14 protein-coding genes and 1 pseudogene are annotated in these 16,013 nt (G+C 76.6%); 3 read left to right on the top strand and 12 right to left on the bottom strand.

The window, feature by feature from the left end:
• Nucleotides 1–5: 5 nt before the first annotated feature.
• Nucleotides 6–485, bottom strand: coding sequence for a TIGR00725 family protein (locus tag GEV43_RS43095; RefSeq protein ID WP_160826427.1), 480 nt, complete (start codon nucleotides 483–485; stop codon nucleotides 6–8).
• On the bottom strand, nucleotides 472–771 hold the full coding sequence (locus tag GEV43_RS43100) for a 4a-hydroxytetrahydrobiopterin dehydratase (protein ID WP_160826428.1): 300 nt from the start codon (nucleotides 769–771) through the stop codon (nucleotides 472–474). The genes GEV43_RS43095 and GEV43_RS43100 overlap by 14 nt, the downstream gene beginning before the upstream one ends.
• Before the next feature lie 111 nt (nucleotides 772–882).
• Between GEV43_RS43100 and GEV43_RS43105 the strand changes: the two genes are divergently transcribed.
• Both GEV43_RS43105 and GEV43_RS43110 read left to right on the top strand, forming a co-directional pair.
• Entirely contained in the window at nucleotides 883–1,098 is a 216-nt protein-coding gene (locus tag GEV43_RS43105) for a hypothetical protein (protein ID WP_206681790.1), read from the top strand.
• Between the two features lie 30 nt (nucleotides 1,099–1,128).
• A complete protein-coding gene (locus GEV43_RS43110) occupies nucleotides 1,129–1,719 on the top strand; it encodes a DinB family protein (RefSeq protein ID WP_160826429.1) in 591 nt (196 codons plus the stop codon).
• 9 nt (nucleotides 1,720–1,728) lie between these two features.
• Here GEV43_RS43110 and GEV43_RS43115 read toward each other — a convergent pair whose 3' ends face one another.
• The 8 genes and pseudogenes from GEV43_RS43115 to GEV43_RS43145 form a co-directional block, all read right to left on the bottom strand.
• Nucleotides 1,729–3,825: a glycosyltransferase family 39 protein gene (locus GEV43_RS43115; RefSeq protein ID WP_160827000.1), complete on the bottom strand. Its 2,097-nt coding sequence runs from the start codon at nucleotides 3,823–3,825 to the stop codon at nucleotides 1,729–1,731.
• A gap of 8 nt (nucleotides 3,826–3,833) precedes the next feature.
• The gene (locus GEV43_RS52725; protein ID WP_241684720.1) at nucleotides 3,834–4,187 is read right to left on the bottom strand and encodes a hypothetical protein; all 354 of its coding nucleotides are present in this window, start codon (nucleotides 4,185–4,187) and stop codon (nucleotides 3,834–3,836) included.
• A complete protein-coding gene (locus tag GEV43_RS43120; RefSeq protein ID WP_309240290.1) occupies nucleotides 4,106–5,896 on the bottom strand; it encodes a glycosyltransferase family 39 protein in 1,791 nt (596 codons plus the stop codon). The genes GEV43_RS52725 and GEV43_RS43120 overlap by 82 nt, the downstream gene beginning before the upstream one ends.
• 124 nt (nucleotides 5,897–6,020) lie before the next feature.
• Nucleotides 6,021–7,283, bottom strand: a pseudogene (locus tag GEV43_RS43125) (glycosyltransferase); the annotation flags it as partial.
• A gap of 123 nt (nucleotides 7,284–7,406) precedes the next feature.
• Nucleotides 7,407–8,912, bottom strand: coding sequence for a cell wall metabolism sensor histidine kinase WalK (locus tag GEV43_RS43130; RefSeq protein WP_160826430.1), 1,506 nt, complete (start codon nucleotides 8,910–8,912; stop codon nucleotides 7,407–7,409).
• Entirely contained in the window at nucleotides 8,909–9,637 is a 729-nt protein-coding gene (locus tag GEV43_RS43135; RefSeq protein ID WP_160826431.1) for a response regulator transcription factor, read from the bottom strand. Before GEV43_RS43135 ends, GEV43_RS43130 begins: the two co-directional genes overlap by 4 nt.
• Before the next feature lie 85 nt (nucleotides 9,638–9,722).
• Nucleotides 9,723–11,279 (bottom strand): hypothetical protein, encoded by a 1,557-nt coding sequence (locus GEV43_RS43140; RefSeq protein ID WP_160826432.1) that lies wholly within the window; start codon nucleotides 11,277–11,279, stop codon nucleotides 9,723–9,725.
• Nucleotides 11,280–11,386: 107 nt separating this feature from the next.
• The gene (locus GEV43_RS43145) at nucleotides 11,387–12,406 is read right to left on the bottom strand and encodes a hypothetical protein (protein ID WP_160826433.1); all 1,020 of its coding nucleotides are present in this window, start codon (nucleotides 12,404–12,406) and stop codon (nucleotides 11,387–11,389) included.
• 402 nt (nucleotides 12,407–12,808) lie between these two features.
• Between GEV43_RS43145 and rsgA the strand changes: the two genes are divergently transcribed.
• On the top strand, nucleotides 12,809–13,897 hold the full coding sequence (rsgA, locus tag GEV43_RS43150; RefSeq protein WP_160826434.1) for a ribosome small subunit-dependent GTPase A: 1,089 nt from the start codon (nucleotides 12,809–12,811) through the stop codon (nucleotides 13,895–13,897).
• Nucleotides 13,898–13,976: 79 nt separating this feature from the next.
• Here rsgA and GEV43_RS43155 read toward each other — a convergent pair whose 3' ends face one another.
• Both GEV43_RS43155 and GEV43_RS43160 read right to left on the bottom strand, forming a co-directional pair.
• Entirely contained in the window at nucleotides 13,977–14,831 is an 855-nt protein-coding gene (locus GEV43_RS43155) for an ABC transporter permease (protein ID WP_160826435.1), read from the bottom strand.
• Complete coding sequence (locus GEV43_RS43160; RefSeq protein WP_160826436.1) at nucleotides 14,828–15,829, bottom strand: ATP-binding cassette domain-containing protein; 1,002 nt, start codon at nucleotides 15,827–15,829, stop codon at nucleotides 14,828–14,830. Before GEV43_RS43160 ends, GEV43_RS43155 begins: the two co-directional genes overlap by 4 nt.
• Nucleotides 15,830–16,013 lie beyond the last annotated feature (184 nt).

Here is a 16,013-nt window from a genome sequence, read left to right on the forward strand (position 1 = left end):
CCCCGTCAGGTCCAGAGCCCGGTCATCGCGACGGCCTCGCCCGGATCGCGCGCGTGCAGCACGTCGCCCGGCGGTCGCCCGTGGGCGTCCAGGACCCGCCACCCGCCGAGCTGGACGACGGGCACGCGCCCGGCGCGCATCGCGAGGGCCAGCTCCGAGAGGGTCCCCCACGAGCCGCCGACCACGATCACCGCGTCGCCCGCGTTCACGACCAGCGCGTTGCGGGCCTCCCCGAGTCCGGTGGGCAGCGCCACGGTCAGGTCGCCGTTGGCGTTGACCCGGTCGGCCTCGGGCAGCACGCCGACCACGATCCCGCCGCCCGCCCGCGCGCCCGCCGAGGCCCCGGCCATCACGCCCCCGTGCCCGCCGCAGACCAGCACCGCGTCCCGTTCGGCGAGCAGCCGCCCGACCTCGTAGGCGTGCGACCACTCCTCCTCGGTGCACTCGCGCGGCCCGCAGACCGCGACCTGCTTACGCCGCCCCATGCTCGGCCGCCATGGCGTCGATCCGTCCGGCCAGGTCGAAGTCCTTGGCCGTCAGCCCGCCGGCGCTGTGCGTGGACAGGGCGAACGTCACCGTCCGCCAGCGGATGTCGATGTCGGGATGGTGGTCGGCGTCCTCGGCGGCCCCGGCCACCGCGCCGACCAGCCCGATCCCGGCCATGAACGACGGGGCCCGCACGGTCCGGCGGATCTCGCCGCCCTCGCGGGTCCAGCCGTTCAGGCCCGCCAGCCTCGCGGAGACCGCCGCGTCATCCAGCAGTTCGGCCACAGGACCACCCTTCGCGCAGGTCAGGGCGTACGCCCCTCTGCGTTGAACGCTTCCCGCTGGGCCCGCCCGTACACCCGCCGCGCGCCCGCACCACTGGACAGGTAGGAGACCATGGACGGCATGGCGGTGCCCGCCACCGGCTTCTCCGGGACGGTCGGGGCGGAGGTGCTGGCGTTCGAACCGGGGGGCCGGGGCACGCGGCTGTTCCTGACGCACGAGGGCTTCGACCCGGACGACCCCGTCCAGCGGCGGGCGCGGGGCATCATGGGCGGCGGCCGGCGGACGGCCGTCCTGCGCCCGCTCCAGGCCGTTCTCGACGAGATGTGATCCCGGCCGGCGCCGTGGGAGACTGCGGCCATGATCGCGCCGGATGCGAAGTCGGACCTGCACCGCTACCTCCAGAACGCCCGCGAGGCCCTGCTGTGGAAGATGGAGGGCCTGCCCGAGTACGACGTGCGCCGCCCGATGACGCCGACCGGCACCAACCTGCTGGGGCTGGTCAAGCACGTGGCCGGGGTGGAGCTGGGCTACTTCGGCGAGACGTTCGGGCGGCCCTCCGCCGAGCCGCTGCCGCAGCTCGCGGAGGGCGCCGAGCCGAACGCGGACATGTGGGCCACCGCGGACGAGTCCCGCGAGGACGTCATCGGCCTCTACCGCCGGGCCTGGGCGCACGCGGACGCGACGATCGAGGCGCTGCCGCTGGAGGCGGCGGGCCGGGTGCCGTGGTGGCCCGCCGAGCGGGCCGAGGTCACGCTGCACCGCGTCCTGGTGCACGTGACCGCCGAGACGCATCGGCACGCCGGGCACGCCGACATCGTCCGCGAGCTCGTCGACGGGACCGTGGGCCTGCGGCCGAGCCACGGCAACATGCCGCCCGGCGGCCCGACCTGGTGGGCGGACTACCTCGAACGGCTGGAGCGCGCGGCGCGCGAGGCCGGCGACCGCTGAGCGACTGGCTCACCCCTTCCCGGCCTTGCCGGGGGTGAGGTCGTACAGGGTGGTGCCGTCCACGGTCCTGGCCGTGAACGTCTGCTGGACCCAGACGCTGATCCGCTGCGCCTCGTCACTCCCGCCGCCGCTCCTTCCGGGGCGGCCGGGGCCGCCCATGCCGCCGCCGATGAAGTAGTGGATCCGTCCGGCCGCGACGTACGCCTTGAACCGCTCCAGCGTCGGCGCGGGGTCGGTGCCGTTGAACCCGCCGACGGCCATCACCGGCCTGCCGGTGGCGAGCTGGTAGCCGGACGCGTTGTTGGATCCGACCGCCGCCGCGACCCAGGTGTACGCGTTCGCGCCGGTCTTGAGGGCGGAGGTGACCGCCGCGCTGGGCTCGGTGCCGTTCAGCAGGCCGCCGGGCCCGCCGCCCCGCGCCCCGTTCGGCGCTCCACCGGGCGCTCCACCGGGGCCCTGGCGCGTGCCGGGCCGCGCCGGGCCGCCGGGCCCGAACGCGCCGGACGGTTGCCGCGCCCCGCCCGCCTGTCCCCCGGGCCGCGCGCCCGGCGGGGCACCTGGTGCGGCACCTGGCCGGGCGCCGCGCGTTCCGCCGGGCGGGCGCGCTCCGCGCGGGCCTCGGCCGCCGGGGCCGAAGCCGCGTCCGGTGGACGGTCCGGCGGTCACGATGGAGCCGGTGTGCGGGGTCGCGGCGGTCTCCAGCGCGTACGCGGCCGGGCCGAGGAGCACGGCCGCGCACGCCGACGCGGCGATCGGGACGCCGACCCGGGCGGGCAGCCGATGGCGCAACGGCAGGCAGGCCGCGAGGAGCAGCCCCGCGATCAGGACGGTCGGGGCGAGCCAGGGATGCCAGCCGGGCGTACGGCGCAGCAGGACGTACGACCACACGGCGGTGACGGCGACGGCCGCCGCGAGCACGGGGTGGCGGCGGCGTTCCCACAGCACGCCCGCGCCCATCCCGATCAGTGCGGCGATGGCCGGGGCGAGGGCGACGGTGTAGTACTCGTGGAAGATCCCGCGCATGAGGCTGAACGTCACGCCGGTGACCAGCAGCCAGCCGCCCCACAGCGCGAACGCCGCGCGGGCGGGGTCGGCGCGGGGCGCGCGGCGCGTCGTCCACAGGCCCGCGGCGAGCAGGATCAGCGCGGCGGGCAGCAGCCAGGCGATGTGCCCGCCGAGGCCGTCGCCGAACAGGCGGGCCCATCCGGCGTCCTGGTCGAGGTTGCCGAGGCCGCCGGTCTCGTCGCCGTTGAGGCGCCCGAGGCCGTTGTAGCCGAGGGCGAGTTCCAGGACGCTGTCGTGCTGCGACCCGCCGATGTAGGGGCGCGACCCGGCCGGTACGAGCGCGACGACCGCGACCCACCATCCGGCGGAGACCAGCAGCGCGAGCCCGGCGAGGACGAGCTGCCGGACGCGGCGCCGTACGGAGGCGGGCGCGGCGGCGAGGTAGACCAGCGCGAACACCGGCACGACCAGGAACGCCTGGAGCATCTTGGCCAGGAACCCGAACCCGACGCACGACGCGGCGAACAGCAGCCACCGCGTGCTCGCGTTCTCCTGCGCCCTGACCATCCCGTACGCCGCGAAGGTGAGCGTCAGCACCAGCAGCGCGTCGGGGTTGTTGAAGCGGAACATCAGCGCGGCGACCGGTGTGAGCGCGAGCGCAGTACCCGCCAGCAGTGCGGAGCCGGCGGAGAAGCGGCGGCGGACGGTCGCGTAGAGGGCACCGACCGCGGCGACGCCCATCAGCGCCTGCGGGACGAGGATGCTCCAGGCGTTCACGCCGAAGATCCGGGCGGACAGCGCCATCGGCCACAGCGCCGCCGGTGTCTTGTCCACGGTGATGGAGTTGGCCGCGTCGGAGGAGCCGAAGAAGAACGCCTTCCAGCTCGTCGCCCCGGCCTGGACGGCGGCGGAGTAGAACGAGTTGGCCCAGCCGGACCCGCCGAGGTCCCACAGGTACAGGACGGCGGTGGCGAGCAGGAGGGCGGCCAGCGCGGGCCGTTCCCAGGACGGGTTCCGGGCGGTGCGCGGGCGGCGCGTCCGCCGGGGCCGACGTGGCCGGCGGGGCCGGCGGGGCCGTGCGGGCGTGTCGAGCAACGTCATGCGGGGTCCTATGCGAGGTAGTAGAGCTGCGCGCCTGAGGTGGTCGCGATCCCGCCGTAGGCGGTGGCGGGGACCGCGGTCCCGTTCTTCCTGACCCAGTCGGTGACCTCGGAGCCGCCGCGGCGGGGGCCGAAGCCGCCGTCGCCGTCGCCGTCGCCGTTGACCAGGACGTAGTGCAGGCGTCCCTCCTTGGCGTACCGCTGGAGTTCGCGGACGGTCATGGCCGGGTCGGAGCCGGTGAAGCCGCCCATGGCGATGACGGGCCTGCCGGTCTGGAGGATCAGCGCGGACGCTTCCTGCGCGCTGCCGACGGCGAGGAGCCAGTCGGCGTCGCCCTGGCGTTCCTCCAGGTAGGAGACCATCTTGGCGTCGACGCGCCCGCCGGGTTCGCCGGGTCCGCCGGGCGCGGTGGTGCCCGCGCTTCGGGAGGCTGCATGGAACGGGGCGTGTCGCCGCGTTGCCCGGGAGGTCCTCCGCGCATCCGTTCCCCGGCGCCCGGGGCGCGCTCGCCGCCGGGTCCGCGCGGTCCGCCGAAGCCCGTGCCGGTGGAGGGGCCGGCCAGCGGGTTGACGCCGTTGGTCGGCGCGGAGGCGGCGGACAGCGCGTACGCGGACGGCCCGGTGAGGCCCGCGACGAGGGCGAGGACGAGCCCGGCGACGGTCGCGGGGCGTCCGGCGGCGCGGGCGAGGCGTCCGGCGAGCAGGTTGAGTACGGCGAGGACGGTGGCGGCGGCGACGGCCCAGCGCAGCCACGGGTGCCAGTCCGGTGTGCGGTCGAGCAGGGCGAACGCCCAGGCGCCGGTGATCGCGACGGCGGCGGGAGGTGTCCACGCCCATGCGGCGGAGCGCCGGTACGCGCCGTACAGCAGGACGGTTCCGGCGCCGGTGAGGGCGGCGATGGCCGGTGCCATCGCGGTGGTGTAGTACGGGTGGAAGGTGCCCTCGGCGAAGCTGAACACCACGGCGTGCACGGCGAGCCAGCCGCCCCACAGCAGCAGTCCGGCGCGGGCCGGGTCGACGCGGGGGCGTTTGGCGAGCAGGGCCAGCCCGGCGATCAGGGCGATGGCGGCGAACGGCAGCAGCCATGAGATCTGGCCGCCGAGGGTGTCGTTGAACAGCCGTCCCGCTCCGGAAGCGCCGCCGAAGCCGCCGCCCGGCCCGCCGCCTCCGCCGGGCCCGCCGCGTCCGGGGGCGTTGTGCTCGCCGAAGACGCGGCCGAGGCCGTTGTAGCCGATGACCAGGTCCCACACCGTTCCGTCGGTGCTGCCGCCGATGTAGGGGCGGCGGGAGGCGGGGATGAGGTCGACGGCGACCATCCACCAGAAGCTCGACACCGCGAGCACGGCGCCCGCGGCGAGCAGGTGCGCGATCCGGCGGACGAGGCCGGGCCGGGCGGCGACCAGGTAGGCGAGGGCGAGCGCGGGGACGACCAGGTACGCCTGGAGCATCTTGGTGTTGAAGCCGCAGCCGACGAAGAACGCGGCGGCGAGCAGCCACCGCGCCCGGCCGTCCTGGACGGCGCGCTGGCACGCCCACGCGGCCAGCACCAGGAGCAGGACGAGGAGCGTGTCGGGGTTGTTGTCGCGGTCGATCGCCACGGTGATCGGGGTGAGGGCGAGGGCGACGGCGGCGATGAGCGCGGCGGGGTGCCCGAACGCGCGCCGTACGGTCGCGTGCAGGACGGCGACGGCGGCGACTCCCGCGAGGGCCTGCGGGAGCAGCAGGCTCCAGGTGCCGAATCCGAGGATCCGTCCGGACAGGCCCATCACCCACAGCGCGCCGGGCGGCTTGTCGACGGTGATGAACGATCCGGCGTCCAGGGAGCCGAAGAAGAACGCCTTCCAGCTCTGGGTGCCGCTCTTCACCGCCGCCGAGTAGTAGGAGTTGGCGTAGCCGCCGGACGGCAGGTCCCAGGCGTACAGGGCGAGCGCGGCCAGCAGCACGGCCCACAGCGCGGGCCGCGACCAGCGCGGGTCCTCGGGGCGGCCGAGGAGCAGGCGGCGCGCCCGGCCGTGCGTTCGGGGCCGTTCGCGGGGCGAGGCGGCGGTGGGGACGGTCGGGGCGGACGTCACGAGGCGTTCTCCTCTCGTACGCCGTCGGGTGTCCCGGCCGCGCGGGCGGTGTCGGCCGCCGCGGTCGCTTCGCGCGTGACCGCCGCGTCGGTGGTGTCGGCGGCTCGGGCCGGGCGCGGGTGCGGGCGCGGAGGCGGCGGGGGTGGAAGATCCAGGCGCGCATGAGCAGGAACCGGACGAGGGTGGACAGCGCGTTGGCGCCGACCAGCGCGGCGAGTTCGACGGTGCGGGAGGCGCCGGGGGCGGCGGCGTGCAGGAGGGCGAGGCCGCCGGTGCTGAGGGCGAGGCCGAGCAGGAACGCCAGGCCGCCTTCGAGGTGCTGGCGGAACGCGCGCTCGGCGCCGGTGACGCCGAAGGTGAAGCGGCGGTTGGCGGCGGTGTTGCCGATCGTGGTGGCGGTCAGGGACAGGGCGTTGGCCCACAGCGGTCCCATGGCGGTGCGCAGCAGGACGAACAGCGCGAGCTGCGCGAGGGTGCTGACGGCGCCGACGGCCGCGAAGGCAGGGAGCTGGCGGGCCATCCCCGCGGGCAGCCGGTCCGTTCCGGCGGACGGGCCGCCGGTCGCGGGGATGCCGGGGCGGGGGCGTCCGCCGACGGGCGCGCGGAACGCGCCGGTCAGCATGCGGCGGCCGACGCGGGCCATGCCGCGCAGGTCGTCGCGGGCGGTGCGCAGGACGTCGACGCGGCTGTCGGGGTCGTCGATCCAGTCGACGGGGACCTCGTGGATGCGCAGGCCGTTGCGTTCGGCGAGCAGGAGCAGCTCGGTGTCGAAGAACCACTCCTCGTCCTCGACGGACGGCAGCAGCGCCTGGACGATCTCGGTGCGGGCGGCCTTGAAGCCGCACTGGGCGTCGGTGAAGCGGGCGGCGAGGGCGGCGCGCAGCAGCAGGTTGTAGCAGCGGGAGACGGCCTCGCGGCGGGGTCCGCGCACGACGGCGGAGCCGCGGGTGAGGCGGCTGCCGATGGCCAGGTCGCTGTGCCCGGAGATGAGCGGCGCGACGAGCGGGAGGAACGCGCCGAGGTCGGTGGACAGGTCGACGTCCATGTAGGCGACCACGTCGGCGTCGCTGGCGCCCCACACCCGCCGCAGCGCCCGGCCGCGGCCCTTGCGGTCCAGGTGGACGGCGTGGACGTGCGGGAGCCGGGCCGCCAGTTCCTCGGCCTCGTGCCAGGTGAGGTCGGTGCTGGCGTTGTCGGCGATGGTGATGCGGAACGGGTAGGGCAGGTTGCCGGTGAGGTAGGCGTGGAGGCGTTCGACGCTGGCGGCGAGGACGCGCTGCTCGTTGTGGACGGGCACGACCACCTCGACCAGCCGTTCCCGCCCGCCGCGCTCCGGCTCGGGCGGGGGCGGCGCGGGGGTGCCCCGTTCGGTGACCAGGTGACTCATGCGGCAACGTTCGCCAGGGGGTGTGGGAGGGGGCTGAGTCGTTCATGAACGCCGGATGAGAAATGGCGGCGGCCCGTTCAGGCTGGCCCGTTCGGCCCCGCCGGGCCCGTGGTGCCGGGCCGTTCAGTCGGTGGGGCGGGGGGTGCCGGGGAGGCGGACGCGGGCGAGGGTGCCGCCGCCGTCGGCGGGCCGGAGGTCGACGTCGCCGCCGCTCTCGCCGACGACGCGCGCGACGATCGACAGGCCGAGGCCGGAGCCGGGGAGGCTGCGGGCGGACGGGGAGCGCCAGAACCGTTCGAACACGTGGGGCAGGTCGGCGGCGGGGATGCCGGGGCCGTGGTCGCGGACGGTCAGCTCGCCGTCGCCGGTGAGGCGGACGTCGACGCCGCCGCCGGGCGGGCTGAACTTCACGGCGTTGTCGAGCAGGTTGACGACGGCGCGTTCGAGGGAGGCGGGGTCGCCGGAGACGTACCAGGGGGCGGTGCGGGCGCGGACGGTCAGGCCGGGGCCGCGGAGCCGGGCGCGTTCGAAGGCGCGGTCCACGACCTCGTGCAGGGCGACGGTCTCGCGGACGGGTTCGGCCTCGGCGGGGCGGGCGAGTTCGAGGAGGTCGCCGACCAGGCTGGACAGTTCGCGCATCTGCGCCTTGACGCTGGCCAGCAGGTTGCGCCGGGTGCCGGGGGCGAGGGGGCGGCCGGTCGCCTCCGAGCGCAGCAGCAGGTCGATGTTGGTGCGCAGGCTGGTGAGGGGGGTGCGCAGCTCGTGCCCGGCGTCGGCGATGAGCTGCCGCTGCCGGTCGTCGGACGCGGCGAGCGCGGCGGTCATGGTGTTGAACGCGCGGCCGAGGCGGGCGATCTCGTCGGCGCCCTCGTCGGGGATGCGGGTGCGCAGGTCCCCGGTGCGGGCGATGTGCTCGACCGCGCCGGTGAGCCGGTCGACGGGGCGCAGCGCGGCGCGGGCGACGGCGAGTCCGGCTCCGGCGGAGACGAGCACGCCGAGCGCGGCGACGGCGGTGAGCAGCAGCGCGAGGCCGTCGAGGGGGCCGCGCACCTCGTCCAGGGACAGCGCGAACGACACGGCGGCGGAGGTGCCGTCGGGGGCGGTGAAGTGGCGGGTGAGGACGCGGACGTCGACCCGGTTCCCGGCGGCGTTGACGCCGCCGCCGTCGTGGCGGGCGGTGCCGCGTTCGCCGCGGGCGGCGGCCCGGTCGGCGGCGGTGACGGTGAGGGATCCGGCGTTCGGGACGGTGCAGGCGTTCCCGGCGGCGTCGACGACCTGCATGATCTCGTACGGGCCGGGCGGGCGCGTCCCGACGGGCGTGCTGGTGGGCTCGGGGGTGCAGGCGTCCAGGGCGCCGAGGAGTTCGCGGGTGTGGCGCTGCGGGCGGGGCGGCGGGCCGTCGCCGGGCCGGGTCGCGTCGCCGGGGCGGGCGCCGTCGCCGGGCGCGAGGGGGCCGCTGATCGCGGTGAGCCTGCGGTCGAGCTCCTGGTAGAGGCGGTCGCGGGTGATGTACCAGCTCGCGACGGCGCAGGCGGCGACGGCGAGCGCGACCGCCGCCGCGACCAGCAGGGCGAGCCGCGCCCGCAGCCCGCGGGCGAGGCGCGCCCGGCGGGGGCGGCGGGGCGTCATGGCGCCGCCGCGTCCGCGCGCAGGACGTAGCCGACGCCGCGGACGGTGTGGAGCAGGCGCGGCCGTCCCCCGGCCTCGGTCTTGCGGCGCAGGTACATCACGTACACGTCCAGGGAGTTGGAGGCGGGTTCGAAGTCGAACCCCCACACGGTCTCCAGGATCTGCTCGCGGGTGAGGACCTGGCGGGGGTGGGCGAGGAACAGCTCCAGCAGCATGTACTCGGTGCGGGTGAGCTCCAGGGGCGCGCCGGCGCGGCTGACCTCGCGGGTCAGGGTGTCCATGCGCAGGTCGCCGAACGCGAGGACGTCCTCGCGGGGCGGTCCGGCGGCGGCCATGGCGCCGCGGCGCAGCAGGGCGCGGACGCGGGCGAGCAGCTCGTCCAGCTCGAACGGCTTGGCGAGGTAGTCGTCGGCGCCGGCGTCCAGGCCGGTGACGCGGTCGCCGACCATGTCGCGGGCGGTGAGCATGAGCACGGGCATGGTGGCGCCCCGCGCGCGCAGGCGGCGGCAGGCGGTCAGGCCGTCCATGCGGGGCATCAGGACGTCGAGGACGACCAGGTCGGGGGGTTCGGCGCCGACCCGTTCGAGGGCGGTGACGCCGTCGGCGGCCTCGGCGACGCGGTAGCCCTCGAACTCCAGGCTGCTGGCGAGCGATTCGCGGACGGCCGGCTCGTCGTCGACGATCAGTATCCGCGCGGGCGCCGCCCCCTGCGTCCCAGGCTCCATGCGTTAACGGTAGCCACCGCCGGTCCCGCCGCAGGCCGCCGACCTGCGTTTCTCATGATTCCTTCAGGAACTTCTGAGGGGCGTCTCAGGAGGCGCGGCGGCCGAGGCCGGCCGCGGCGCGGGCCGCGCCGTCGGTGATGGCCTCGGCGAGCCCGGGGCCGGTGCGCAGCCGTTCGCGGCGGGTCCCGGGCCGGTAGCGGGAGGCGTTGCTGAGGGTGGAGACGGCGGCCTCGGGAACGACGCGGGGCGCGGCGCGGACGGTGACGCGGGCGGCGGCGCCGGTGGCGGACTCCCAGACGGACCCGGTGGCGGGGTCGGCGACGACGAGGGTGGCGGTGGCGCGGGCGGCGCGGGCGACCAGCGCGGTGAACGAGGCCGGCTCGGCGTCCGCTGCGGCGTCCGCGGCGGCCTTCGCGGCCGCGTCGGCGGGCGCGGGGTCGGCGGCCGGTGGGCGCGCGCCGCGCGGGTCCGCGGTGGACGGCGCGGGGCGGGTGGCGGAGACCCAGGTGGTGCGCATGACGTCGACCACGACGTCCTTGGCGACATCGCGCATCAGCCCGCGCAGGGCCTCCTTCATCGCGAGCTTGAGGGCCTCGCGCATCAGCTCCGCCATGATCGTCTCGATGGCGGCGGCGACGGCGCGGTCGGCGGCGCGGCCGGCGAGGCCGCGGGCGGTGCGGGCGACGGCGCTGCCCGCGGCGGCCGTCAGCAGGCCGCCGACCGAGCGGGCGGCCTCGCTTCCGGCGGCGCTCCTGGCGAGGTCCGCGGCCGCGGTGGTGAGGGGCGCCAGCTCGGCGATCCCGGCGGCGTCGCGGGCCCGGTCGCGGGCCGTTCCGGCGAGGTCGCGGGCGGTCTCGCGGGCGACCTCCTTGACGACCCGTACGACGACGGGGCGGCCGACGTCGAGGGCGACCTCCACGGCGACGTCGGCGACCGCGTCCAGGGCGGTGTCGACGACGACCTTGGTGGCGGCCTGGACGACCGGCGCGGAGGCGGTGCGCCCGGCGACGTCCAGCGCGGTCGCGGTGGCGGCGCGGGCGAACGGGTTGCGGGCGGCGAGGCGGCGCGCGGCGGCGGCCATCGGGTGGGAGGCGGCCTGCTCGGCGAGCGTCATCGCGGTCGTGGTCATCTCGAACGCGGTGCCGGTGACGGGGTTGGTCCCGGCGGCGGCGCGGGCCTCGGCGACGGCGCGTTCGGCGGCCGAGACGGCGATCTTGACGGCGGCGTCGCGGGCGGCCTGCTCGACGGCCTTCATCACGGGCGTTCCGGAGACCTGCTCGACGATGCGCGCCGCGGCGCGTTCGGCGGCGTCGCGGGCGACCTGCCGGGCGGGGCCGCTCGCGGTCGCGGCGAGGCGGGCGGCTCCGGCGGCGGTGGGGGCCAGCCCGTTCCACGCCTCTTCGAGCCACGCGGCGGCGGTCTGGTCGAGCGTCGCGGCGAGCCCGGGCCCCGGCTCGGCCGCCGCCGGCTCGACCGCCGAGCCGGGCCGTTCGAGGCCGGCGGGCCGTGCCGCGTCGGCGGGCTCGATCGTCCGGGCGGGCCGGGCCGGGTCGGCGGGCTCGGCGTCGGCGGGCTTGATCACGTCGGTCGGCTCGATCGCGTGCGTCGGCTCGCCGTCGGCATCCCCGATGTTCTGGTCCACGACCACGCCCCTCACACGGTCCGAGCTACTCAAATCACCATAACCGGCGTTCACCCGATTCATCCCCTGCCCGGCCGCCCCGCGCCTGTCGGCCGGGGCGCGGCGCTTCAGCGGCGGCAGGCCGGGCAGGGCGTGCGGGTACGGCGCGCGTAGGCGGCGCTCGCGACGGCCAGCCCGATCCCCCAGACCAGGTAGCCCGGGACGGCGAACCAGAAGAACGTCTCGGGCAGATCGAGGCCGCCTTCGGGCGGGAACGGGTCGCGGCCGGTCAGGCGCTCCCAGATCATCTGGAGTTGCATGAGCCCGAAGTAGACGACCAGGCCGCCGGAGACGCCCGCGGCGGGCCAGAGCACCAGGGGGCGGGGGACGCGGCGGCCCGCGAGGCGCGGGACCCAGCCGGGCCACGTCCGGCCCCACCGGTGGACCTGGGAGAGCGGCAGCAGGCTGCCGCCGAGCACGAAGCCCGCCTCGAACAGGACGACCGAGGGTCCGGCGGCGAGCGGCGAGGCGTCGAACCCGACGGCCGCCTGGGCGGCGATGCGGACCAGGCATCCGGCGACGGACGCGTACGCCGCCGCGTATGCCCAGGCGGGGACGCGGGTCAGCGCCCCGGGGCTGGACGCGTCGCGTCCGCACGCGCAACAGTGACCCCGGCCGGGCGGCCGGTGAGCGCGCGCCGCGAGGACGGTCAGGACGCCCGCGCCGACGCACACGGCCCTGCTCAGCGCGCCGTACGGGAAGAAGCGGATGCCCAGGCCCGGCAGGATGCCGCCGACCACGTCGAGCAGCAGCAGCGCGCCGGACGCCACCAGCGCTCCCCCGGCCGCCCAGCCCGCCGCCCGCAGCGCCCGTCCCGCGGGCCCGTTCATCCTGGCCGGGCGCGTGGCCCGCAGGGCGACGAGGGTGAGCGCGGCGGTGCCGCACAGCGCGAGGGCGCCCCATCCGGTGAACGCGACGAGGTCCCCGCCGATCGGCGACATGCGGCCGGGCGGGTGGCCGAGCAGCCAGTACAGCCGTACGGCCCCGTACGGCACCAGGAGGGCGAGCGCGGCGGCCGTCAGCCGGGCGGGCCGCGCCGTGCGGGCGCCGTGGGCGCGGGGACGTGGTTCGCGGGTGGTCGTGACCATGCCGACGATCCTGCTGGCGCAGCCCCGCCGGGCCCCTCCCCTGCGAGGCCGATCCCGTTCCCCCGCCCGGGTGAAGGGCATCGACCCCTGCGGCCGAGGCGATCTGCCGCGCGAACCTCGGCATCGGCCCGGCCTTCCGCGCTCCCGGCGGGGGTTTAAACGGTTGGCGCGGTGGCGGAGGGCCGCTGTAGCCTTGCCGCCGACAGCGGAACTTCGAGGAGCGTCACGGGAGGGGTGGGGTCGATGGCCGTCGCGGTGATGGCTGCTGCGCGCAGCATCCGAGCCTCCCTCATTTCCCGGGCCGTCGGCTGACGCCGCCCCTCGCTTCCCGTCCCGTCTCCGTTCGGGACGTGCGCGGGCGCCCGCGCCGGCCGGGCCCCTCAGACGCAAGGGTTCGATCCGTTGTCCTCAGAATTCTCTTCGGCTCTCGTCGCCTATGGCTGGGACGAGAGCCTGCACGAAGCGTTCGCCCCGCACCGTGGGGCCGGGCTGGTCCCGGCCCGCGTGGTGGCCGTGGACCGCGGCTGCTGCGACGTCGTCACCGCGGACGGCCCGGTCCGGGCCGACACGGCGCCGGTGGCGTCGCCCGGTGATCCGGTGCTGGGCCCGTGCACCGGCGACTGGGCCGCGCTGCGCGGCGGTGGGCATCCGGCGCTGGTGGCGCTGCTCCCCCGCCGTACGGCGATCGTCCGGTCGTCGGCCTCGCGCGACTCGCACGGCCAGGTCCTGGCCGCCAACGTCGACACCGTCGCGATCACCGTGTCGCTCGCGGCGCCGCTGGACCTCGGCCGGGTGGAGCGGTTCCTGGCGCTCGGCTGGGAGAGCGGGGCCCGGCCGGTGGTGGTGCTGACCAAGTCCGACACCGTGCCCGATCCGGCGGAGGCCGAGGCGCGGGTCGCCGAGGCCGCGCCGGGCGTGGAGATCGTGACGGTGAGCGCGGCGACGGGCGACGGCGTGGACGTCGCGGCGGCCGTCCTCACCGGCACGGTGGTGCTGGTGGGCCCGTCCGGCGCGGGCAAGTCCACGCTCGCCAACGCCCTGCTCGGCGACGCGGACCCGGCGGCCGGGCCGCTGGCCACCGGCGCCGTGCGGGCGCAGGACGGCAAGGGCAGGCACACGACCGTACGGCGGGAGCTGCTGCCGCTGCCGGGCGGCGGGGTGCTGATCGACACGCCGGGGCTGCGGGGGGTCGGGCTGTTCGACGCCTCGGACGGCCTCCAGCGGACGTTCGCCGAGATCGAGGAGCTGGCGGAGTCGTGCCGGTTCGGCGACTGCGCGCACGAGGCCGAGCCGGGGTGCGCGGTGCTGGCCGCCGTCGAGGCCGGCGCGCTGCCGCGCCGGCGGCTGGACAGCTACCGCAAGCTGGTGCGCGAGAACGAGTGGATCGCCTCGCGCGGCGACGCCCGGCTGCGTTCGGAGCGGGCCAACCGGTGGAAGGCGATCTCGCGCTCGCAGCGCCAGATGTACAAGCTGCGCGGCCGAGACCGCTGACACCTCCCGAGCCGGACGGCGCCCGCGCCGTCTGACCCCGCGCCCCGGTCGGCCGCCCGGCCGGGGCGCGGGGGCGGGGTTAGCGGCCTTTGCGCTGGAAGGTGCGGACGGAGAGGGGGACGAACACGATCAGCAGTCCGACCGACCAGAGCAGGACGGCCGTGGCGGGGTGGGCGATGGGCCAGGCGAGGTCGCCGGTCGGGGCGCCGGGGTTGCCGAACAGGTCGCGGCAGGCGGCGGTGAGGGCGCTGACGGGGTTCCAGTCGGCGATCGACTGGAGCCAGGCGGGCATCCCGCCGGTCGGGACGAACGAGTTCGACAGCATGGCGACGGGGAAGACGAGCGGGACGAGCTGGTCAGCGGTCTGCTCGTTCTTGACGACGAGGCCGACGTAGCAGCCGACCCAGCACAGCGCGTACCGCATGAGCAGCAGCAGGGCGAACGCCTCGGCGGTGGGGAGCGCCCCGCGGTGCGGCTGCCAGCCGACCAGCAGCCCGATCAGCGCCATGATCAGCATGGCCAGCAGGGCGGTGGGCACGTCGGCGCCGACCTGGCCGAACGGCACCGCCGAGCGGGCCATCGGCATGGAGCGGAAGCGGTCCATGACGCCGCGCGAGGCGTCGGTGGCGATCCGCATCGTGACGCCCATGAGCGCGGTGAAGGTGACCATGGCGAACAGGCCGGGCATCAGGTACTCGCGGTAGTCGCCGCCGCCGGGGACCTTGATGGCGCTGCCGAACACGTACCCGAACAGCACGACCATGATGGCGGGGAAGACGAGCTGGCCGACGAGCTCGCCGGGTTCCTGGCGCAGGCGGGAGAACTCGCGGCCGACCAGGGTGAGGCCGTCGGCGGCCGTCCAGCGCAGGCGGCCGGCGAGCGTGGCGGGCGGCGGCGGGACGGCCGGCGGGGCCGGGTGGGCCGGTGCGGTCATCGGGCGGTCTCCTTCTCGGACGCGGCGGCGGGCTCCATGCCGGTGTCGGGCGGCGGTGCGGCGGGGCCGCCGGTGAGGCGGAGGAACACCTCGTCGAGGGTGGGGCGGCGCAGGCCGACGTCGGCGGCGGCGGCGCCGGCGCGGTCGAGCTCGCGGACGACGTCCACGAGGCGGACGGGGCCGCGCAGCAGGGGGACGCTGAGGCGCCGCGGGTCCTCGCCGCGGGCGGGTTCGGCTCCGGCGAGGCGGGCGAGCACGCCGGCGGCGGCGGTGGTCATGCCGGGGTCCTCCACGACGACGTCGAGGCGGTCGCCGATCGAGGACTTGAGCCGGTCGGGGGTGCCGGTGGCGATGACGCGGCCGTGGTCGACCACCGCGATGTCGTCGGCGAGCCGGTCGGCCTCGTCCAGGTACTGGGTGGTGAGCAGGACGGTGGTGCCGTCGGCGACGAGCGCGCGGATGCTGTCCCAGATCTCGTTGCGGCTGCGCGGGTCGAGGCCGGTGGTCGGCTCGTCCAGGAACAGCACCCGGGGCCGCAGGATCAGGCTGGTGATCAGGTCGAGGCGGCGGCGCATCCCGCCGGAGTAGCCCTGGACCTGGCGGTCGCCGGCCTCGGCGAGCCCGAACCGTTCGAGCAGCTCGTCGGCCCTGCGGTGCGCGTCGCGGCGCGACAGGTGGTAGAGCCGCCCGAACATGCGCAGGTTGCCGCGGCCGGTGAGCTTCTCGTCCACGGCGGCGTGCTGCCCGGCGAGGCCGATGAGGCCGCGGACCCGGTCGGCGTCGCGGGTGACGTCGTGCCCGGCGATGCGGGCGCGGCCCTCGTCGGGGTCGGACAGGGTCGCGAGGACGCGGATGAGGGTGGTCTTGCCGGCGCCGTTCGGGCCGAGGACGCCGCAGACGGTCCCGGCGGGGACGTCCAGGTCCAGGCCCGCGAGCGCGCGGGTGTCGCCGAAGCGCTTGTGCAGCCCCTCGGCGACCACGATGGGTTCGGCGGTCACGCTGCCCTCCACTGGGTACGCCGTACGCGGTTGATGCGGCCCAGGCTAGACAACCGGGTACGCCGTACGCAACTAGGATGCGGGGATGGAGACCGAGCCGGGGGACGCCGAGCAGATCAGCATCTGGATGCGCCCGGAGCGCCCGGCGAGGGGCCGCGCCCGGCCTACAGCCGCGACCAGATCG

Origin of the sequence: Actinomadura sp. J1-007 (genome assembly GCF_009793335.1) — a bacterium.
GTDB classification, from domain to species: Bacteria; Actinomycetota; Actinomycetes; order Streptosporangiales; family Streptosporangiaceae; genus Spirillospora; species Spirillospora yumaensis.